This window comes from uncultured Senegalimassilia sp., assembly GCF_902464545.1.
In the GTDB taxonomy this organism is placed as follows: domain Bacteria; phylum Actinomycetota; class Coriobacteriia; order Coriobacteriales; family Eggerthellaceae; genus Senegalimassilia.
In genome coordinates, this window is the sequence record NZ_CABQJR010000036.1 from 1 (window position 1) to 19,856 (window position 19,856).

16 protein-coding genes are annotated in these 19,856 nt (G+C 64.1%); 13 read left to right on the top strand and 3 right to left on the bottom strand.

Features of this window, described 5'->3' with window-relative positions; genetic code table 11:
• From thrS to panF, 4 genes are all read left to right on the top strand, one after another.
• On the top strand, positions 1-1,083 hold a 1,083-nt coding region (thrS, locus tag RDW26_RS08745), incomplete at its 5' end, for a threonine--tRNA ligase (RefSeq protein WP_307983298.1).
• A 119-nt stretch (positions 1,084-1,202) separates the two neighbouring features.
• A complete protein-coding gene (locus RDW26_RS08750) occupies positions 1,203-2,285 on the top strand; it encodes a methyltransferase domain-containing protein (RefSeq protein ID WP_307983299.1) in 1,083 nt (360 codons plus the stop codon).
• A gap of 249 nt (positions 2,286-2,534) precedes the next feature.
• Positions 2,535-2,930, top strand: a complete 396-nt coding sequence (locus RDW26_RS08755) for a YhdT family protein (RefSeq protein WP_307983300.1) — start codon at positions 2,535-2,537, stop codon at positions 2,928-2,930.
• Positions 2,931-2,933: 3 nt separating this feature from the next.
• Positions 2,934-4,421: a sodium/pantothenate symporter gene (gene panF, locus RDW26_RS08760; RefSeq protein WP_307983301.1), complete on the top strand. Its 1,488-nt coding sequence runs from the start codon at positions 2,934-2,936 to the stop codon at positions 4,419-4,421.
• A 242-nt stretch (positions 4,422-4,663) separates the two neighbouring features.
• Here the strand turns inward: panF and RDW26_RS08765 are convergent, their stop codons facing one another.
• A complete protein-coding gene (locus RDW26_RS08765; protein ID WP_307983302.1) occupies positions 4,664-6,310 on the bottom strand; it encodes a cation:proton antiporter in 1,647 nt (548 codons plus the stop codon).
• 36 nt (positions 6,311-6,346) lie between these two features.
• Positions 6,347-7,444 (bottom strand): patatin family protein, encoded by a 1,098-nt coding sequence (locus RDW26_RS08770; RefSeq protein ID WP_307983303.1) that lies wholly within the window; start codon positions 7,442-7,444, stop codon positions 6,347-6,349.
• A gap of 245 nt (positions 7,445-7,689) precedes the next feature.
• Here RDW26_RS08770 and trxA point away from each other — a divergent pair, with 245 nt between their 5' ends.
• The 5 genes from trxA to RDW26_RS08795 all read left to right on the top strand — a co-directional run bounded on the left by trxA (position 7,690) and on the right by RDW26_RS08795 (position 13,424).
• Entirely contained in the window at positions 7,690-8,001 is a 312-nt protein-coding gene (trxA, locus tag RDW26_RS08775; RefSeq protein ID WP_303869021.1) for a thioredoxin, read from the top strand.
• A gap of 324 nt (positions 8,002-8,325) precedes the next feature.
• On the top strand, positions 8,326-9,633 hold the full coding sequence (locus tag RDW26_RS08780; protein ID WP_298626063.1) for an MATE family efflux transporter: 1,308 nt from the start codon (positions 8,326-8,328) through the stop codon (positions 9,631-9,633).
• Positions 9,634-9,829: 196 nt separating this feature from the next.
• The gene (gene trxB / locus RDW26_RS08785; RefSeq protein WP_307983304.1) at positions 9,830-10,930 is read left to right on the top strand and encodes a thioredoxin-disulfide reductase; all 1,101 of its coding nucleotides are present in this window, start codon (positions 9,830-9,832) and stop codon (positions 10,928-10,930) included.
• A gap of 126 nt (positions 10,931-11,056) precedes the next feature.
• Positions 11,057-12,115, top strand: coding sequence for a peptide chain release factor 1 (gene prfA, locus RDW26_RS08790; protein ID WP_294380603.1), 1,059 nt, complete (start codon positions 11,057-11,059; stop codon positions 12,113-12,115).
• 217 nt (positions 12,116-12,332) lie between these two features.
• Positions 12,333-13,424: a HemK/PrmC family methyltransferase gene (locus tag RDW26_RS08795; RefSeq protein WP_307983305.1), complete on the top strand. Its 1,092-nt coding sequence runs from the start codon at positions 12,333-12,335 to the stop codon at positions 13,422-13,424.
• A 231-nt stretch (positions 13,425-13,655) separates the two neighbouring features.
• Here the strand turns inward: RDW26_RS08795 and RDW26_RS08800 are convergent, their stop codons facing one another.
• Positions 13,656-14,240 (bottom strand): gamma carbonic anhydrase family protein, encoded by a 585-nt coding sequence (locus tag RDW26_RS08800; RefSeq protein ID WP_307983306.1) that lies wholly within the window; start codon positions 14,238-14,240, stop codon positions 13,656-13,658.
• A gap of 477 nt (positions 14,241-14,717) precedes the next feature.
• Between RDW26_RS08800 and ilvD the strand changes: the two genes are divergently transcribed.
• The 4 genes from ilvD to ilvC all read left to right on the top strand — a co-directional run.
• Positions 14,718-16,394 (top strand): dihydroxy-acid dehydratase, encoded by a 1,677-nt coding sequence (gene ilvD / locus RDW26_RS08805; RefSeq protein WP_298625498.1) that lies wholly within the window; start codon positions 14,718-14,720, stop codon positions 16,392-16,394.
• Positions 16,391-18,355 carry a biosynthetic-type acetolactate synthase large subunit gene (ilvB, locus tag RDW26_RS08810; RefSeq protein WP_374110316.1) on the top strand — a complete coding sequence of 655 codons (1,965 nt, stop codon included), beginning with the start codon at positions 16,391-16,393 and terminating at the stop codon, positions 18,353-18,355. The genes ilvD and ilvB overlap by 4 nt, the downstream gene beginning before the upstream one ends.
• Positions 18,352-18,837: an acetolactate synthase small subunit gene (gene ilvN, locus RDW26_RS08815; RefSeq protein ID WP_042434435.1), complete on the top strand. Its 486-nt coding sequence runs from the start codon at positions 18,352-18,354 to the stop codon at positions 18,835-18,837. The genes ilvB and ilvN overlap by 4 nt, the downstream gene beginning before the upstream one ends.
• 178 nt (positions 18,838-19,015) lie before the next feature.
• A partial coding sequence (gene ilvC, locus RDW26_RS08820; RefSeq protein WP_307983308.1) for a ketol-acid reductoisomerase occupies positions 19,016-19,856 on the top strand: 841 nt, incomplete at its 3' end.

Sequence of the window (19,856 nt, forward strand, 5' to 3'; positions counted from 1 at the left end):
ACGCTGCTCGACTACTGGCGCGAGATCCATCGCAAGGCCGGCTACGTCGAGATCTCCACGCCCATGATCATGAACAAGCAGCTGTGGATGACCTCGGGCCACTGGGACCATTACAAGGACAACATGTACTCCACCGTCATCGACGATGAAGAGTATTGCATCAAGCCGATGAACTGCCCCGGCGGCGTGCTCGTGTACGCCTCCCAGCCGCGCAGCTATCGCGACCTGCCCATCCGCGCCGGCGAGATCGGCACGGTGCACCGCCACGAGATGCGCGGCGCCCTGCACGGCCTGTTCCGCGTGCGCTGCTTCAACCAGGACGATGCGCACCTGTTTGTGCGCCCCGACCAGCTCACCGACGAGATCGTGGGCGTTGTGCGCCTTATCGACTCGGTGTACCAGCAGTTCGGCTTCAAGTACCATGTGGAGCTTTCCACCCGACCCGACGACTCCATGGGCTCCGATGAGGACTGGGAGGCCGCGGAGAACGGCCTGAAGACGGCTCTGGCCGAGCTGGGCATGGACTACGAGCTCAACGAGGGCGACGGCGCGTTCTACGGCCCGAAGATCGACTTCCACCTGGAGGATTCGCTCGGCCGTACGTGGCAGTGCGGCACCGTGCAGCTGGACTTCCAGATGCCGCTGAACTTCGGCCTGGAGTTCGTGGACCACGATGGCTCGAAGAAGCGCCCCATCATGCTGCATCGCGTATGCTTCGGCTCCGTCGAGCGCTTCATCGGCATCCTCATCGAGCACTATGCGGGCAAGTTCCCCGTGTGGCTGGCTCCCACGCAGGTCAAGGTTCTGTGCGTGTCCGAGAAGTCCCGCGATTACGCGCATCAGGTCGCGGCGCAGCTTGAGGACGCGGGCATCCGCGTGGCCGTTGACGATCGCGACGCGAAGATCGGCTACAAGATCCGCGAGGCCCGCAGCATCGACCGCGTGCCCTATATGATCGTCGTCGGCGAGAAGGAGGCCGAGGAGGGCAACATCGCCGTGCGCGACCGCTCCAACGAGACGCATCCGTTCGAGACGGCCGACTTCATCGCGAAGGTGTGCGAGGAGATTCGCACCCGCGCGTAATGCGTCATAGCGGCAGCATCGTCTGCCCAGCATGTTAGATTGCAGCCCCGCAAGGTTTGCTTTGCGGGGCTGTTCAGGTATATGGCGCGGAAGCCGTTTCGCGCACGAAAGGGGAAGGCATGCGCTCGGCTGCTTCCAGATTGCATAAAGGGTTCTCGTTTGCGAATCGCTTTCGGGAGTGCAGCGATTGGATTTGCTGCGATGGCGCCGCATGGGCCGGACGCTGGGCTGCGTGGGCCCCTGGCGGGGCGGTTCGCGATCGGCTGTTCTCTCATGTGGTGCTGGATTTGGGCTGTGGCAAGGGCGAGTACACCGTAGCCTGTGCGAAGATGCGCCCCGATGTGCTGTTCATCGGCTTCGACGTGGATGCGGTGTGCACGCTTCGCGCTGCCGAGGCGGCTGCAGCTGCCGGCGTGGACAACGCGGTGTTTTTGATGGATGGCGTGCCGTCGTTTGGCGATGAGGTCGAAGCGGGGATTGCCGATGAAGGGGTTGTCGCCGGCGACGCCAAGGACCCCCAGCGAGGTGAGGCTATCGCGCCGGTCGAGCGCCAGCACGATGACGCATTGGGCGCCTGCGATGCGCGGGGTGGCGCACGGGCGTCTGCCAAGCGCATCGATCAGGCGCACGCTTCCCGTGCGTCCGAGGGCAAGGCCGCCCGTTCGGGCGCGCCCGCCGAGATCGACCTGTCGACCGTGTTCGCCGTCGGAGAGCTTTCGGCGCTGCTCATGAACTTCCCCACGCCGTTCCCGAAAAAGAAGAAGGCGCATCTGCGTCTGACGTACATGGATCGCTTGGTGGGGTATCGGCCGCTGCTCGGACGGGGTGCGGGCATCCGCTTGCGCACCGACAGCCAGCCGTTGCGCGATTTTTCCCTTACGCAGCTTGAGTTGGCTGGCTATGAGGTCACGTGGCGAAGCGAAGACGTCCGCGCCGAGTTCCCCGACGAGCCTTGGAGCGCCTATGAGCGCAAGCTCACTGAGCAGGGCGCCTGCGCGTTCGGCATCGCGGCGTGCCCCGGACCCGCGCCTGAGCACGTGGAGCAAACGGCGCCGCTGTCGCTCGTCAGCTATCTGCCTGACAATCTCGATCAGCTCGAGTACGTCCCGCACGGCATGCAGGGCTGCGTGGAGAACCTGCGCAACCGCAACGCCCGCGAGCGCGCCCGCGGCAAGAAGGAGTTCCGCCCGCCGGTGATCTAACGCGCAGCTATCTGCGGCAACCGATGCGCTAGGCCGCCCGCCCCAAACCGTCCGAGTCATTCGCGTCGCTAGAGGGCCTTCCTGAGCCGTTTTGCACGATATTCGACGTCAACCCCGGTTTCCGATCACGTAACCTGCCGTCTTGCGGGTTTGCGCTTTCGCGGTTTGGGATGGGGTTTCGAAACCCGGCATCGCGGTAAGCGTGGTAGCATTTTTCCGCACAGTAACTTCGCGGGAAGGGGAAGGGCAGTGTCCCAAAGCGATATTCGCACGTATGCCCAGGCTATGCGGCAGGCGAACAAGGAGGCGCGCGCTACGGTGGCGGCGCTTGCGTGCATCGTCATTGTGTGGCTCGTGGGCGGTTTCGGCTTGGCTGGCACCGATATCTGGTTGTTCCATACGCCGTTGTGGGTCATTGGCGGATGCGTTGCGCCGTGGATCGCGGCGGTCGTTGCCGCGGTGGTGCTCAGCCGCCGTGTGTTCGCCGACTTCGATCTTGATGAGGTGGCGGGCAGCTGCCCTGTCGGCAGCGCCGCTGCGCCCCATGGCGATCGTGGCGCCGATGCCGTTGCATGCAATGGCATCGCAGCGGAACAGGGTACGGCTGTCGGCGCCTCCTGCGATGCGAACGAGAGCGGTGAGTAGCATATGGAAAACTTAGTGGCGCTCGTTCCGCTCGTCCTGTTCCTGGCCGTGGCGCTCGGCATCAGCTTCGTCGCACGGCGTCGCAGCGTGGGCGAGGGCGGCTTCGTCAAGGAATACTTCATCGGCAACCGCACGCTCGGCGGCTTCGTGCTGGCCATGACCACCATCGCCACGTATGGCTCGGTCAGCAGCTTCGTGGGCGGCCCCGGGCAGGCTTGGCTGATCGGCTGGGGATGGGTGTACATGGCCGTCGTGCAGGTCACGGCGCTCGTACTGCTCTACGGTATCATGGGCAAGAAGCTGGCGCTCGTGGCGCGCAAGCTTGACGCCGTCACCGTTATCGACGTCGTGCGCGCTCGCTACAACTCCAACGCCCTTGCCAACATCAGCGCCGTCATTGTAGTGCTCTTCTTCGCCGCAACCATGGTTGCCCAGTTCGTGGGCGGCGCGAAGCTGTTCGAAGCGGTCACCGGCTATTCGTACATGGTGGGCCTTGTGCTCTTCGGCGCGGCGGTCATCCTGTTCACCACCATCGGCGGCTTCCGTGGCGTGGCGTTCACCGATGCGCTGTGCGGCATCATCATGCTCGTAGGCATCGGCGTGCTGGCCGTCGGCATCATGACCGCAGGCGGCGGGTACGAGAACATCATGGATACCATCAGGGCGAACCATCCCGCCATGCTCGAGCCCTTCAGCGGCGGCGCCATGCCGGGCACGCTGTACTTCACGCAGTGGCTGCTCGTGGGCGTGTTCACCTTCGTCCTGCCGCAATCCATGGTGCGCTGCATGGGCTTCAAGGATACGAAGGCCCTGCACGGCGCCATGATCACCGGCACCGTGATCATCGGCCTCATGATGATCGGCGTTACGGCGCTCGGCGTGCTGTCGGCAGGCGTGTTGACGGGCAGCCTTGCCGATTACGGTTCAAGCGTGGACAACATCATCCCGCGCGCCATCGCGCAGACGCTGCCTCCTTGGGCGGCGGGCGTGGCTATCATCGGCCCTATCGCGGCTTCCATCTCCACGGTGTCGTCGCTGTTGATCGCCTCGTCTTCGGCCATCATCAAGGACGTGTACCTGCATAGCTGCGAGGCTCGCGGCAAGCGGCCTTCCGAGCGCGGCATCTCCCGCGGCTCGCAGGCGGTCACGCTGTGCGTCGGCGCCATCGTGTTCGCCCTGGCCGTGGTTCCGCCCGACGTCATCTGGAAGATCAACATGTTCGCCTTCGGCGGCTTGGAGACGGCGTTTTTCTGGGTGATGGTGTGCGGCCTGTTCTGGAAGCGCGCCGGCAAGTTGGGAGCCCTGCTGTCCATGGTCGGCGGCACGGCGTCATATTGCGCGTGCATGGCGCTCGGGTTCAAGGTGATGGGACTGCATCAGATCGTCATCGGCATCACCGTGGCGGGCGTGCTCATGGTGGTGGGCAGCCTTATCGAGAAACGTCCGCAAGCCGAACAGCAGCGAATCGATCAGGTGTTCTTTCCGGAATAGCTTGGCGAGCGCCTAGCGGCGCATAAAGCGCCCGAATCATGAACGCCTCCCGTTTCCCGGCATCGAGATTGCCAGGGAAGCGGGAGGCGTTTTGCTGCAGGGTTCGGGCTGGTCGGGCTGCTTGCGGCCAAACCGACCAGCGGGAGCGGGTGGCGAATAGGCGTTTCCGCGGCCGCGTTGCGCCAACGGGCTTTTAGCGTCCCGGCAAGCGGTTGCGGTGGTGCGCGGTGGCGCCTGCCGGCCTACCTTCCGTCGTCTTGGTGGTGCTCGTCGAGGTGTTTTCCCAGCTCGTGCATGTGGCGGCGATACTCGCGCACTGCCCGCTCGGCGATGCGGCGTTCTTCCTCCCAGTTACCGTCTTTGAGGTGCTGTGCGAACGCTTTGGCGGCTTTCGCGGTGCGCTCGGCGGCGGCTTCACGCGTTATGCCCGCTTTCTCGCCGATCTCTTGCAGCTCGTCCTCGTGCGCAGCGTACTCGCGTCGGGCGAAATCGAGCATCTCGTCCATGGCGCGCTTGCGCTGGCTTTGACGTTGCAGCGCGAAGGCAACGTCTTCCCAAGCTGCCTCCTCGCCTGCGTCCCGGCGCGCCTTCGCGGCCATGCGCGCGGCTATCTCCTGGCGTGCCATCATGCGCTCCAGCTCCAAGTGCTCATGCAGAATGGAGCGGATATCCTGGGGGTTCTCGACGATCTCGTGCACGGCTTCGATGGGTTTTGCGTCCACCACGCGGTAGGTGAGCGATGCCAGAAGCGGCATGAGGAACACGGTGATGGCGCCGGCGGCCACCAGCACGCCGGCGGTGTCTTGGGCCATGGCACCGGATTTCACGGCAAGACTGGTCACGGCGACGATGATGGGCAGGGCCGTGGTGCAGTACAGCGCCACGGTGATGCGGTTGTGCATGGACAGCGTTTTCCCGTCGCTGCCCAAAGATAGCGCGACCACGATGGGCACGGCGCGCACGAGCAGCAGCGCGCAGATGAACGTGATTAAAAGCCCCGGTTGCGCGCCTACGCCCGCCAGATCGATCTTCGCGCCGGACACCACGAAGAAGACGGGTGTAAGGAAGCCGTAGCCGATGGCGTCGAGCTTCGATTCCAGCTCATGGTCGCCTTCGGGGATGATGTAGCGCAGCACGAAGCCGGCGGCGAACGCGCCGAGCACGATGTCCAGGTCGAATACCGCCGAAACGGTGACCAGGCCGATGAGCAGCACCACCGTCACACGGACGAACGTCTGCGACGTCGAGTTGCGCCTACGGTGCAAAAACCCGTACACGCCGTGGCCCGCCTTGCGTGCCTTCGATGGCACCACGGCCATCAGCACGCATAACGCGCCGAACAATGCCAAGATCAGCAGGGTTTGCCAGGTTTTGCGCGCGGAGAGCAGCAGCGCCATGGCAAGCACCGGGCATAGCTCGCCCCAGGTGCCGAACGCCAGGATGCTGTTTCCGACCTGCGTGCCTTCCAGCTTGCGTTCCTTCAGGATGGGCATGAGCGTGCCGAGCGCCGTGGTGGTCAGGGCGATGGCGACGGCAAGCCCATCGATGTGGCTCAGGGAAAATTTAGGGGAGAGGCATACCGCCGTGCACGCAAGCACCATGGATACGGCCCAGGTGGCAAGGCCCTTCTTGCCTTGCGAGCCCGATAGGCTCTTGGGATCGATCTCGTAGCCTGCCAGCAGGAACAGGAACGCCAAGCCAAGCTCGGAGATCATGTTCATGGAGTCGGTCAGCTCGATCAGTCCGGCCATATGCGGGCCGAGCAAGGCGCCCGCCAACAGCAAGATGACGGTTTCCGGGACAAGCCCGCGCGGGATGACGCGCGCGACGATGGGCGCGCATGCGGCGATCAGGCACGCGGTGAAAAGCGAGATGAAATCGGTTGGCATGTTGCTTCCTTTGAAGGGGTGTGAAGCGCCGGGCGTCTATTTCGCCAGGTATTCCTGCAGGTCGTTCCAGGTGCGCGCTGCCTCGGCGTACCCTTGCGCGTACAGGTCGAGCAACTTGTTCTGGTCGTGTTCCATGCTGTGCACCTCAACGGGGCGCTGGGGCTGTATGGCGAACACCTCGCCCGCCTCGTGCATGCGCGCCACCTGGCGGTAGGTGCGGTTGTACTCGATATGGCGATAGCGTAGGCGCTCGAGATAGTACGGGAAGTCGGCGTACATCTGCGAGAGCACTGGCATCAGCTTGTTGGGGCCTTTTTCGTAGGTTGCGTCTTGCGTGAGCACCACGATGTGCTTCTTTCGCCCCGTCAGCAGGCTGTGCATGATCGGGACGCTGTCGCAGGTGCCGCCGTCGAGCAGCTTCTTGCCATCCACCTCGACGATCTGGCTGACCAGGGGCATCGATGACGATGCGATCAAGTAGGGAAGGTCGGCATCACGGCCAAGGTCGCGTATGGCATGGTAGTCGGCCTCGCCGAGTTCAAGGTCGCTCGATACGGCCGTCAGCGCGATGGGGCTGTTTGTGAACGCCCGGAAGTCGAATGGATCGAGCTTTTCCGGCACCTCGTGGAAGGCGAACTCCCTTCCGCAGGCGTTGCCGGTATGCACGAAGCTTTTCATGGAAAGGTAGCGCGGGTCGTTGCAGTACTTCATGTTAAGGAAGCATGTTCGCCCGATTTCGCCCGATACGTAGCAGTAGCCGTTCAGCGCACCCGCCGACACGCCGATCACCTGATCGCAGAACAGGCCGTGCTCCAAGAAGTAATCGAGCACGCCGGCGGTGAACTGGCCGCGCATGGCGCCGCCTTCGAGCACCAGGTTGACGGGCACGGCTTCCTTTCCTTCCCAAGCAGGTTTCGAGGCGAAAGGGGAAGAGGCCGGGTTCGCTTGGCGTGCGTCCTCGGCGTCGGATGCGCTTTCGGGCTTTGCCGAGCTGGCGCATTCGGGCGTGCGGCGCTCTTCGGAAAAGAGCGGGTTTCCCTGCTTCGCGTCCTCGGCTTCGGCTGCGTGCTTGGGGTGTGGCGGGACGGCGCGTTCGGCGGCGTTATGTTGTTCGGAGGGGAGCGTTTCGTTCATGGGTGCGGCCTTTCTCGTGTTCCGCTTCAAGTATAGCCCGAGCGCCCGTGCACCTCCCCATACCTTCACAGCGTCACCGTTTCGTAACGCCTTCTATCGCAATGGCACTAAAACAGTAACAAATATGTGACGAAGGCGTCGAAGCCCTTCCTTCGGCGGTTGCGATGGTTATAATCGGGGCATGAAACAGGTGGGGCGGCAGACCGGTTGGTCCGCCGGCCCCGGATCGACCAAGGAGGTCCATCATGTCCCAGATCATCTCTTCTGCCCAGTTCGCCGCCGAAGTGGAAGGTGCCGACGTTCCCGTGCTCGTAGATTTCTTCGCAACGTGGTGCGGGCCGTGCAAGATGCTCGCCCCCACGCTCGACCAGGTTGCCGCAGAGGTCGCCGGCCGCGCCAAGGTCGTCAAGGTCGACATCGATGCCAGTCCCGATCTGGCGCAGCGCTTCGGCGTCATGAGCGTGCCCACGCTTGCGGTGTTCAAGGACGGCAAGCTGGTGAACCAGGCGGTGGGCGTGCAGCCCAAGCCCGCCATCATGGGCCTGCTCGGCATGTAGGGCCCTTATTCGGACGCGTCGCTTGCAGACATGCCGCGAATGTTCCGATCGCATCACCTCCAACCCGAACTGGTGACATGGAAAGCCGTGGCTAACAAGTCTCGTGCCCAAAGGGTCTCCATAACCCTGTGATATCATCTCCGCCGGAAATCAAGCGAAAGGCGTCGCCCCGAATGGGACGGCGCCTTCGTTTACGATAGCGGCGAAGATCTGCCGTACGCGTCATGCCCTTCGTGCGGGGGGTTCGCGCGGCAGTGCTTGTCGCCAGGCACCCCGGCCCTTTCCCGGTTCGCCGGTTCTGGGTCCCAAGACAGGAGGAAACGCGTGATCACGCGCTCGATGGTCCCCGAGTACCTGAAGTACATCCTGCCCACCATGCTCACGTTCACGATGGCGGGCATCTACGGCGTCATCGACGGCGTCTTCGTCGGCCATGCCGTCGGCGACGCCGGGCTTGCGGGCGTCAACGTGGCATACCCGCTCGTGTGCCTTATCCTGGCGGCGGGAACGGGCCTTGGCATGGGCGGCGGCGTGATCAGCTCCATCGCCCGCGGCAAGGGCGAGACGGAGCGCTCGCAGCGCATCGTCGGCGTCACCTTGTTCATGCTCGTGGTGGCCTCGATCCCCATTCTGGTGCTGTATTCCCTGTTCGCCGAGCAGTTGTGCCGGGTGCTGGGAGGCCAAGGCGAAACGCTTTCGCAGGCGGTTTGCTACCTGAAGGTCATCGCCCTCGGCGCGCCGTTCCAGGTGCTCGTCACGGGCTGCACGCCGCTGGTCCGCAACAAGGGCATGGTCGCCTTCGCAATGTGCGTGCAGGTGTTCGCCGGGTTTGTGAACGTGGTGCTCGATTACCTGTTCGTCATGGTGTGGGGCCGCGGAACGGCCGGCGCCGCCGAGGCGACGGTGGTTTCCCAAGCGGTCGCCTTCCTGTTCGTGCTCGGGTTCTTCCTGCACCGGGACAACCGCGTCCCGCTGCGCGATCTGCTACCCGACGGCTCCATTTGCGCGCACATCCTCAAGCTCGGCGCGGCGCCGTTCGGTTTGACGCTGCTTCCCGAGGTGTCAACGGTCGTCAACAATATCTCGCTGTCCTACTATGGCGGCGAGACGGCGCTGGCTGCGTATGCCGTGATCGCCTATGTGGCCTTCTTCGTGCAGATCATGATCCAAAGCGTTGGCGACGGCAGCCAGCCTCTCATCAGCGTTTATCGCGGTGCCGGCGATGCCGACGCCGTGCGAAGGCTGCGCAACACCAACTATCTGGTGGCCATCGCGTTCGGCTTCGTGGGCCTTGGCATCATGTTCGCGGTTCGCAACGCCATCCCGCTGCTGTTCGGCGCCTCGGATATCGTGAAGCCGGTCATCGCGTACGCGCTGCCGGTGTTCTCCATCTGCTACATCTTCTACGGCTTCACGCATACCACCACCTCGTATTTTTACGCGGTCGACGATTCGCGTTCTTCGAACACGCTTGTCGTCGCCGAGGCGATCATCGTGTGCGTCGTGGTGTTCATCATGGGCCTGCTGTTCCAGGTGGACGGCATCTGGTTCTCGCCTACGGTGCTGCAGATGCTGTTGTGCATCATCGCCGGCACCCTGCTGTATCGCCGCCATAAGGCGCAGAAGGAATAGAGAAGGGAAGGACCCGCCGCGCCGGGGTTTCCGCAGCAACCGCCGCAGCGCGATTTCGCCATTGCGTGGTACCGCTGTCGGTCTGTAGAAATGGTACCGACCTAGTAACAGTATCGCGAAAGGCCGCTCGAGCCCCTATACTGAGCGCAAGACATACAGCGAACGCGGCTTCGGGCCGCGGATATGGGGGATACCTATGAACAGCAAATCGATCGACATGCAGGGCGGATCCGGTCTGCCGATCGCGTCCGGTGCCTCGGTTGCGACTGATGCCCTGGTCGCACCTGGCATCCCGGTCGTGCCTGGCGATTCCGCTGCGTTCGGCGGCGCGGTCGCGTCAGAGGCTTCCGACGGTGCGGTTGCGTCAGAGGCGCCTGGCGGCGAAACCTACGACGTTGCCGTCGTCGGCGCAGGCCCGGCGGGTTTGACCGCGGGCTTGTACGCCGCGCGCGCGGGCTTGCGCACTGCGGTGTTCGAGCAGCTCTCGCCCGGCGGGCAGCTCGCGCAAACCGAGCGCATCGAGAACTACCCGGGGTTTTCGGAAGGCGCCGGCGGCTTTGAGCTTGCATGGTCCATGAAGGAGCAGGCCGAACGCTTCGGCGTGCAGATCATCAACGAGGAGGTCTCCTCGCTCGACCTGGCATCGCCGGTGAAGCAGCTGCGCACGCCATACGGGTCCTGCAGCGCTCGAAGCGTCATCGTGGCCACGGGCGCTCGTCCGCGCAAGCTCGGCGTGCCCGGCGAGGCGCAGCTCACGGGGCATGGTGTTTCGTATTGCGCCACCTGCGACGGCAGCTTCTTCCGCGGGAAGACCGTCATGGTGGTCGGCGGAGGCAACACCGCAGTGGCCGATGCCATCTACCTTTCGCGGCTGGCCGAGCGCGTCATCCTCGTGCATCGTCGCGACAAGCTGCGCGCAACGCCCGTTTACCACGAGCAGCTGGCGAAACTTGAAAACGTCTCCTTCATGTGGAGCACCGAGGTGCGCGCCTTGCACGGCGAGGAGGGCAAGCTGGTTTCCGCTCAGGTGGAGCATCTCGGCGACGGCGCCCTGGAAACCGTGCCCGTCGACGGCGTGTTCGTAGCGGTGGGCACGCAGCCTAACACCGAGTTCCTCGCAGGCGCCTTGCCCCTTGACGCTGGCGGTTACATCGCGGCCTCCGAAACAGGGGAAACCTCCATCCCCGGCGTGTTCGCGGCGGGCGATGTGCGGGCGAAAACCCTTCGTCAGGTGGTCACGGCGGTTTCCGATGGTGCAGTCTGTGCGGAGCAGGCTGCAAACTATGTTGCAATCTGATAAGATTTTACGGTTCGACAATGGCCCTGCTTGCGCCTAGCGCGCACGCAGGGCCCATGCCGCGGGCGTGCCTGCGGCCACCGGCAACATATGACGAAGGATGCACCGACCATGCAAGATAGCGAAATGCGCGACAAGCTGGAGAAGATCATCAAGGCCTACGAGGAGCTGCAGGCCAAGATGAGCGACCCCGCCGTGCTTGCCGATCAGAAGGAATACAACAAGCTGGCCAAGGAATACTCCGACCAGGGCGAGCTGGTGGCGAAGTCCCGCGAGTACCTGCAGGCCTGCGCCGATATCGACGAAGCCAAGGAGATGCTCGGCGACCCCGACATGAAGGAGTTCGCCCAGGAGACCATCTCCGCCGCCGAGGCGCAGCTCCCCAGCTTGGAAGAGGACATCAAGTTCCTGCTCATTCCCTCCGACCCGGCCGACGAGAAGGACATCATCGTGGAAATCCGCGCCGCGGCCGGCGGTGACGAGGCCGCCATCTTCGCGGGCGACCTGTTCAAGATGTACGAGCGTTTCTGCTCCTCGCGCAAGTGGAAGATCGAGCTCATGGACGTCAGCCCCTCCGATGCGGGCGGCTATAAGGAAGTCCAGTTCAAGGTCAAGGGCGACAAGGTGTACTCGGTCATGAAGTTCGAGTCCGGCGTCCACCGCGTGCAGCGCGTCCCCAAGACCGAGTCCCAGGGTCGCATCCACACCTCCACCGCCACGGTGGCGGTGCTGCCCGAGGCCGACGAGGTCGAGGTCGATATCAACGAGAACGACCTGCGCATCGACGTGTACCGCGCCGGCGGTCCGGGCGGCCAGTGCGTCAACACCACCGACTCCGCCGTGCGCATCACGCACCTGCCGTCGGGTTTGGTCGTACAGTCCCAGGACCAGAAGTCCCAGCTGCAGAACAAGATCGCCGCAATGGCCGTTCTGCGCGCCCGCTTGTACGAGAAGATGCTCGCCGAGCAGCAAGCCGCCGAGGGCGCCAAGCGCCTGGCCCAGATCGGCTCGGGCGACCGTTCGGAGAAGATCCGCACTTACAACGGCCCGCAGGACCGTGTGACCGATCACCGCATCGGTTTCAACTCCACCTACACCAGCGTGCTGCAGGGCGACGGCCTTGGCGATGTCATCGCCGCGCTTCAGGCCGCCGATCGCGCTCAGAAGCTCGAAGAGGCCGTGTAGGCAGGAAATCCCATCAGGGGAATCGCGCAAGGTGTGGACAACCGCGCCTTGCGCGTCGATCGCCGAAGGCGCGCCACCGCAGCAACGGTGCCGCGCCTTCGGCGTTGTTTTGCGTCGGCCGGTTCTATATCGGCTTGACGAACATGGCTCCGCGTCGCAGACGTTTGTTTGCGGGCGGAGCGGGCGTGGGCTCGATGGAAGGCGAAGGAAACGGAACATGGGCGATATGTGGACGATCAAGGCCGCGCTCGATTGGACGGTCGGTTATCTTGAGCGCAAAGGCGACGAGAATCCGCGCCTTTCGGCTGAGTGGCTGCTGTCGGAGGCGTGCGACATGTCCCGCATCCAGCTTTACGTCAGCTTCGATCGCCCCTTGTCGCTTGAGGAGCGCGATATCCTGCGCGGCTACGTCACGCGTCGCGGCAAGGGCGAGCCGTTGCAATACATCACCGGGTATGCGGCTTTCCGGCACATTCAGGTGAAGGTGCGCCCGGGCGTGCTCATCCCGCGCCCTGAAACCGAGGTGCTCGTCAGCGAGGCTCTCTCGCTTCTGCCCGCGGCGCATCGGCGCGTTGCGCTTGATAGCACCATCGACGCTTGGGAAGGGGATGCGCTCATCGCGGTCGAGACAGCGGCGGCTGAGGCTGCGCAGGACGGCTCGGATGACGCTTCGGAGGCTTTGAAGCGCTCTCAGCGGGCCATCAGCGACTATTTGGGTGCCCAACGGGATCAGGACGACGGCGCAAGCGGCGATCGCCCCGAAGGTCCTGCGGACGCAAAGCCCCGACCCTTGCTGGTCGCCGATATCTGCACGGGAAGCGGGTGCATTGCGTGCTCGGTGGCCTATGAGCGTCCTGATACGCGCGTCATCGCAACCGACATCGCGCCCGAAGCGGTTGCGCTTGCTAAGGATAACGCCGCCGAGCTGGGGCTTTCCGACCGCGTACGCATCGAACAGGGAGATTTGGGTTCGCCGGTGCCCGCCGCCGCAATGGGCCGGCTCGATTTAGTGGTATCCAATCCGCCCTACGTTCCCACGTCGGTGCTTGCCGAGATACCCAGGGAAGTGGCCGATTTCGAGCCCGCGCTCGCCCTGGACGGCGGTGCCGACGGCAACGACATCCTTCGACGCTTGTTGCCGTGGACGGCGGCAGCGCTTCGTCCCGGGGGCGGTTTCGCCTTCGAATTGCACGAGACCTGCCTTGAGGCTGCGGCGGAGTTGGCGCGACAGGCGGGTTTTCAACAGGTGCGCATCGTCGACGACCTGGCTGGCAGGTCTCGCGTGCTCACAGGCGTCAAGTCGGTGTAAACCGGTCACCGTATTGCATGCGCGCGTGAACAGGGGACGGAGGTGCGTTCACGTCCCGTGAACGCACCTCCGTCCCCTGTTCACGTCCCGTTCGCCGGCCGAATCGCAAAGGCGAGCCCGTTTTGCGCGGGAAGCGGGTGCGGACCTCGGGTGCAGCAGAACCGACTGAACGCTCCGTTCTGGTGAACGCACCTCCGTCCCCTGTTCACGGGTTGAGCGTGGCAGGCAGGCTTACTCGATGCCGATGGCAGGGATGTTGCGCGGCATGTTCGCTCCGGCGACCACGATGCCGTCGCGCTCCATCTGCTTGCCGATCTCCACGTACAAAGCCGCGTCGGCGGCGTTCTGGGCAACCTCCTCGTCGGTGAGCGTGCGGATTTGCTTTGCGGGAACGCCCACCATCACGGCACGAGGCGGCACCTCGCGGCCTTCGGGCACAAGCGCCCCGGCGCCGATGAGCGCCTCCTTGCCAACGCGCACGCCGTTCATCACGATGGCTCCCATGCCTATCAGCACGCCGTCCTCGACGGTGCACCCGTGCACGGTGGCGTTGTGGCCGATGATCACGTTGCGGCCCACCGTCAGCGGGAAACCCGCGTCGACGTGCAGGCTGCATCCCTCCTGCACATCGCTGCCCTCGCCGATGACGATTCGTTCGCCGTAATCGGCTCGGATTGCGGCCTCGGGTAGCACGGTGGCGTCGCGCGCCAATTCGACGTCGCCGATGACGGTGGCGTTCAGGGCGACTCGCGCCTCGGGGTGCATCTTCACATGGCGATACCCTTCGGCGGGTACCAGGTTCTCGAGGTTGTTCATGGGAAGCCTCCTTGTACGGGTTGCGGTTTGGGCGGCGATTCCGTCCCTGTTACCTGCATCTTCGCACGTATGGCATACCGCAATCCGGTCAATTTCGCCTCTTCGTACCAATTTTGAAAAAAATCGGTGAGAAACTGTTGCCATCCGCACGCCCGGCGCTATACTAACGGCCACAAGTTCATAAACGAAATGCGTTGACGAGGATAGTAGAGACGAACCCATCTTCCAGAAAGCCGGCGGTTGCTGCGAGCCGGTGTTGGGCGGGCTCGAAAACCCCTCCGAGCAGTTCCGACGAACGCTTGGCCCCAGGCGAGAAACATTCGCGCAAGGCCGGTGCAAGTAATCTGAACCGGTGACTCCGTTATGCGTCGCATATGCGTTCACGTGTATGCCTTCTCTTTTGAGGTCCTGGTGCAGGTTGCTTGCAGCAGGATTTTTTTATGCCCCAAAAGGGCAGAAGAAGGAAGAAGGATTGGCATGCAACTTCGCAGCGACGCCGTCAGATGCGGCATTCCGCGCGCCCCTCACCGCAGCCTGCTCAAGGCCGACGGCCTGACCGACGAGGAGCTGAAGCGCCCGCTTGTCGCGGTGTTCAACTCCCGCAACGACATCATCCCCGGTCACAACAACCTCGACAAGATCTGCGAAGCCGTGAAGGCCGGCATCTATATGGCCGGCGGTGTGCCGTTCGAGATCTCCACCATCGGCGTGTGCGACGGCATCGCCATGAACCATGACGGCATGCACTACTCGCTCGTGTCGCGCGAGGCCATCGCCGACAGCTTCGAGTGCGCCGTCCAGGGCCATGCCTTCGACGCCGCCGTGTGCATCCCCAACTGCGACAAGATCGTCCCCGGCATGCTGCTTGGCGCGCTGCGCGTGAACATCCCCACGGTGTTCGTCTCCGGCGGCCCCATGCTTCCCGGTCATCAGCCCGGTTGCTCGCAGGGCGCCACCACCGACCTGAACACGCTCTTCGACGGCGCCGGCCAGGTTGCGGCGGGCACCATGACCGAAGAGGAACTCAAGTACTTCGAGGACACCGCGTGCCCCACCTGCGGTTCCTGCTCCGGCATGTTCACCGCCAACTCCATGAACTGCCTGTGCGAGGCCTTGGGCATCGCGCTTCCCGGCAACGGCACCATCCCCGCCGTGTATTCTGAGCGCCTGCGTCTTGCCAAGCATGCCGGCATGAAGGTCATGGAGCTTCTGGAGAAGGGCATCTGCATCAAGGACATCATCACCGAGGCCGCCATCCATAACGCCATGGAATGCGATATGGCCTTCGGCGGTTCCACGAACACGGTGCTGCACCTCACCGCCATCGCGCAGGAGGCGGGCCATCCCATCACCATGGACGATTGGGACGCCGCAAGCGCGCGCACCCCGCACCTGGTGAAGCTGCAGCCTTCCGGCCCGCGTCCGCTCATCGACCTGTATGCCGTCGGCGGCGTGCCGGTGGTCATGCACGAGCTGGGCGAAGCCGGCCTGCTCGACCGCAGCGCGCTCACGGTCATGGGCACCATGGACGAGTACCTGGCTAACTGCACCAAGCCCGCTGACGGCGAGGTGTGCCGCACGCACGACAACCCCTTCTCCAAAGTGGGCGCCCTGCGCGTGCTCCACGGCAACGTAGCCCCCAACGGCGGCATCGTGAAGAAGTCGGCGGTCGACCCGTCCATGCTCACGCATACCGGCCCTGCCCGCTGCTTCGACTCCGAGGAGCAGGCATGCGAGGCCATCTTCGCCGGTAAGATCAACCCCGGCGACGTGGTGGTCATCCGCTATGAAGGTCCCGCCGGCGGCCCGGGCATGCGCGAGATGCTCACGCCCACCAGCGCCATCGTGGGCATGGGCCTTTCCAAGTCGGTGGCCCTGCTCACCGACGGTCGCTTCTCCGGCGCCTCCAAGGGCCCGTGCGTCGGCCACATCAGCCCCGAGGCCGCAGCCGGCGGCCCGATCGCGCTGATTCAGGACGGCGACCAGATCACCGTCGACATCGAGGGCGGCGCCATCACGCTGCACGTCGACGATGACGAGCTGGCCGCCCGCCGTGCGGCCTTCGTCGCGCCGGCGCCCAAGCATAACCACGGCGTGCTGGCCAAGTATGCCAAGCTGGTTTCCTCCGCAGACAAGGGAGCGTATGTGTCATGAGCGAACGCAAGCACGATAAGCACGCGTCCACCGCAGGCCAGCCCCGCGGTCTGGGCAGCAAAAGCCCCAAACAGGGCGAAGAGATGATCGGCGCGCAGGCCGTGGTCGCCTCGCTCGAGGCCGAGGGCGTCGACCTGGTGTTCGGCTATCCGGGCGGCCAGGCCATCAAGATCTACGACGCGCTCTACGACAGCAAGCAGCTGCATCATGTGCTCTCCCGCCATGAGCAGGGTGCGGTGCACGAGGCCGACGGCTATGCGCGCGCCACGGGCAACGTCGGCGTGGTCATCGTCACCTCCGGCCCCGGCGCCACCAACACGGTCACCGGCATCGCAACCGCTTATATGGACAGCGTGCCGCTCGTGGTCATCACCGGCCAGGTCCCTCGCGGCGTCATCGGCACCGACAGCTTCCAGGAGTCCGACATCGTCGGCATCACCATGCCCGTGGTCAAGCACTCCTTCTTGCTGCAATCCACCGATGAGCTGACCTCCACCTTCCGCGAGGCGTTTCATATCGCCGCATCCGGCCGTCCCGGCCCGGTGCTGATCGATATCCCCTCCGATATCCTGTCGGAGAAGATGGTGTTCAACTATCCCGATAAGGTTAACCTGCCCTCGTATCGCCCCACCTATCGCGGCAACGCCAAGCAGATCCGCGCGGCGGTCCAGCGCATCCAGCGCGCCGAGCGCCCCGTGCTCTACGTTGGCGGCGGCGTCATCAGCTCCGGTGCCGCCGATGAGCTGGTCGAGCTGGCGAACGCGCTGCAACTGCCCGTGGTCACCACGCTTATGGGCAAGGGAGCGTTTCCCGCTTCCAATCCGCTCAACATCGGTCCGGTGGGCATGCACGGCTCGAAGTACGCAAACCTTGCCATGACCGAGTCCGACCTGATCATCGCGTGCGGCGCGCGCTTCTCCGACCGCGTGACCGGTAAGCTCTCCGAGTTCGCCCCGCATGCCGAAGTCATCCATATCGACATCGACCCGGCGGAGATCGGCAAGATCCGCAAGGTGCAGATCCCCATCGTCGGCGACCTTCGCGGCGTGCTCGCCGGCATCAACGAGGCGGTTGCCAAGGCCGGCGCCAAGCCCATCACGGGCCCCTGGCTCGAGCAGATCGCCGAGTGGCGCCGTCGTTACCCGTTCTACCACTCCGACCTGGTGGAAGATCCCGGCCGCATCGTGCCCGAGACGGTCATGCAGAAGCTCTCGCGCAAGCTCGACCCCGAGCATTCCATCGTGGTGACCGAGGTCGGCCAGCATCAGATGTGGGCTGCGCAGTTCATCGACCGCGAGAAGCCGCGCACGTTCATCTCCTCCGGCGGCCTGGGCACCATGGGATTCGGCTTCCCGGCGGCCATCGGCGCAGCGTTCGGCTGCCCGAACGACCAGGTGGTCTGCGTTGCCGGCGACGGTTCGTTCCAGATGAACTCCCAGGAGATGGCCACGGCGGCCATCAACGGCGTTCCGGTGAAGGTGCTCATCCTTGATAACCGCGCGCTCGGCATGGTGCATCAGTGGCAGAAGCTGTTCTATAACGAGCGCTACAGCTTTACGGAGCTGTCGGCCAACCCCGACTTCTGCAAGCTGGCCGATGCGTACAGCTGGAAGTCCCGCCGCATCACCGCCCCCGAGGAGGTCGATGCTGCGCTTGACGAGATGCTCGCCTGCGACGGCCCCTTCCTGCTCGACGTGGCCATCCCCGATGACCAGAACGTGTTCCCGATGGTGGCCCCCGGCGCGGCCATGTCCGACGTGCTCGGCGCCATCGATGTTGCCGTTGGCGCCGTGCGTACCGACGTGCCCGGCCAGCCGGCGCCTGCGCCCGAGCCGGAGAAAAGCCCCTGCGCCAAGATCGATGCGCAGTTCGGCGGCCGATGGGAAAGCGATCCCGAAGACAAAGGACCGCGCGAGGGCGAGCAGCCCGATGCCGCGGACGTGGAAGGGGAGTCCCGATGAAGCACATCCTGTCCGTTTTGGTTGAGAACAAGCCCGGCGTGCTCTCTCGCGTCACGGGCATGGTCTCGCGCCGCGGTTTTAACATCGATTCGCTGTCGGTCGGTCCCACCGAGGACCCCACCATGTCGCGCATCACCATCATCGTGAAGGCCGACGAGCTGGCGTACGAGCAGCTTACCAAGCAGCTCAACAAGCTGGTGAGCGTGTTCAAGATCACCGACCTCACCGACACGTCGGCCATCGAGCGCGAGTTGGTGCTGTTCAAGGTCAACGCCGCGCCCGACCGCCGCAACGAGATCATCGAGATCGCCAACGTGTTCCGCGCCAAGATCGTCGACGTCGGCCGCTCCAGCCTCACCATCGAGGCCACGGGCGACGAGTCGAAGCTCAAGGGCATGGAGGACCTGTTCCGCGCATACGGCATCAAAGAGATCACGCGCACCGGCAAGATCGCCATGTCGCGTGCCTCCAAGGAGTCGTAGGCGCTATGGCTTCTCGCAATACGCTGTGGCAGCGCAGGCTGCGCATGTGGGCAATGCCGTGATCGGCATGGGCGCGGCATGCGGCGTACGCGTTTCGCCGCTGCCGGCAATATGCCGAAACGATTTCGCACACGCTATACTTCCAGGTACATCAGCCAAGAAGAAAGGAATTACCACCATGGCTGTTACGATCTACTACGAAAACGACGTCGATCCGAAGATCATCCAGGGCAAGAAGGTCGCCATCATCGGTTACGGCTCCCAGGGCCATGCCCATGCCTTGAACCTCATGGACTCCGGCGTCGACGTGCGCGTCGGCCTGCGCGAGGGTTCCAAGAGCTGGGCTAAGGCCGAAGAGGCCGGCCTGAAGGTCACCACCATGGACCAGGCCGCCGAGGAAGGCGACGTCGTCATGATCCTCGTTCCCGACGAGCTGCAGCCTGAGGTCTACGAGCAGCACATCGCCTCTCACCTGAAGGCCGGCAACACTCTGGCCTTCGCCCACGGCTTCAACATCCACTACGGCTACATCAAGGCTCCCGAGGATGTCAACGTCGTCATGTGCGCCCCGAAGGGCCCGGGCCATATCGTCCGTCGTCAGTACACCGAGGGCTCCGGCGTGCCGGATCTGGCCTGCGTGTACCAGGACGCCACCGGTGACGCTTGGGACATCATCATGTCCTACTGCTGGGGCGTCGGCGGTGCCCGTTCCGGCATCATCAAGGCCACGTTCGCCCAGGAGACCGAGGAAGACCTCTTCGGCGAGCAGGCAGTCCTGTGCGGCGGTCTGGTGGAGCTGGTCAAGGCCGGTTTCGAGACCCTGACCGATGCCGGTTACCCGCCCGAGCTGGCTTACTTCGAGTGCTACCATGAGATGAAGATGATCGTCGACCTCATGTACGAGTCCGGCATCCACTTCATGAACTACTCCATCTCCAACACCGCCGAGTACGGCGAGTACTACGCCGGCCCGAAGGTCATCAACGAGCAGTCCCGCGAGGCCATGAAGGAGATTCTGC

Coding starts and splice junctions, on each gene's coding strand:
- RDW26_RS08750 (WP_307983299.1), top strand. CDS start 1,203: ATGCGCTCGGCTGCTTCCAGATTGCATAAAGGGTTCTCGTTTGCGAAT.
- panF (WP_307983301.1), top strand. CDS start 2,934: ATGGAAAACTTAGTGGCGCTCGTTCCGCTCGTCCTGTTCCTGGCCGTG.
- RDW26_RS08765 (WP_307983302.1), bottom strand. CDS start 6,310: ATGCCAACCGATTTCATCTCGCTTTTCACCGCGTGCCTGATCGCCGCA.
- RDW26_RS08770 (WP_307983303.1), bottom strand. CDS start 7,444: ATGAACGAAACGCTCCCCTCCGAACAACATAACGCCGCCGAACGCGCC.
- trxA (WP_303869021.1), top strand. CDS start 7,690: ATGTCCCAGATCATCTCTTCTGCCCAGTTCGCCGCCGAAGTGGAAGGT.
- trxB (WP_307983304.1), top strand. CDS start 9,830: ATGAACAGCAAATCGATCGACATGCAGGGCGGATCCGGTCTGCCGATC.
- prfA (WP_294380603.1), top strand. CDS start 11,057: ATGCGCGACAAGCTGGAGAAGATCATCAAGGCCTACGAGGAGCTGCAG.
- RDW26_RS08795 (WP_307983305.1), top strand. CDS start 12,333: ATGGGCGATATGTGGACGATCAAGGCCGCGCTCGATTGGACGGTCGGT.
- RDW26_RS08800 (WP_307983306.1), bottom strand. CDS start 14,240: ATGAACAACCTCGAGAACCTGGTACCCGCCGAAGGGTATCGCCATGTG.
- ilvD (WP_298625498.1), top strand. CDS start 14,718: ATGCAACTTCGCAGCGACGCCGTCAGATGCGGCATTCCGCGCGCCCCT.
- ilvB (WP_374110316.1), top strand. CDS start 16,391: ATGAGCGAACGCAAGCACGATAAGCACGCGTCCACCGCAGGCCAGCCC.
- ilvN (WP_042434435.1), top strand. CDS start 18,352: ATGAAGCACATCCTGTCCGTTTTGGTTGAGAACAAGCCCGGCGTGCTC.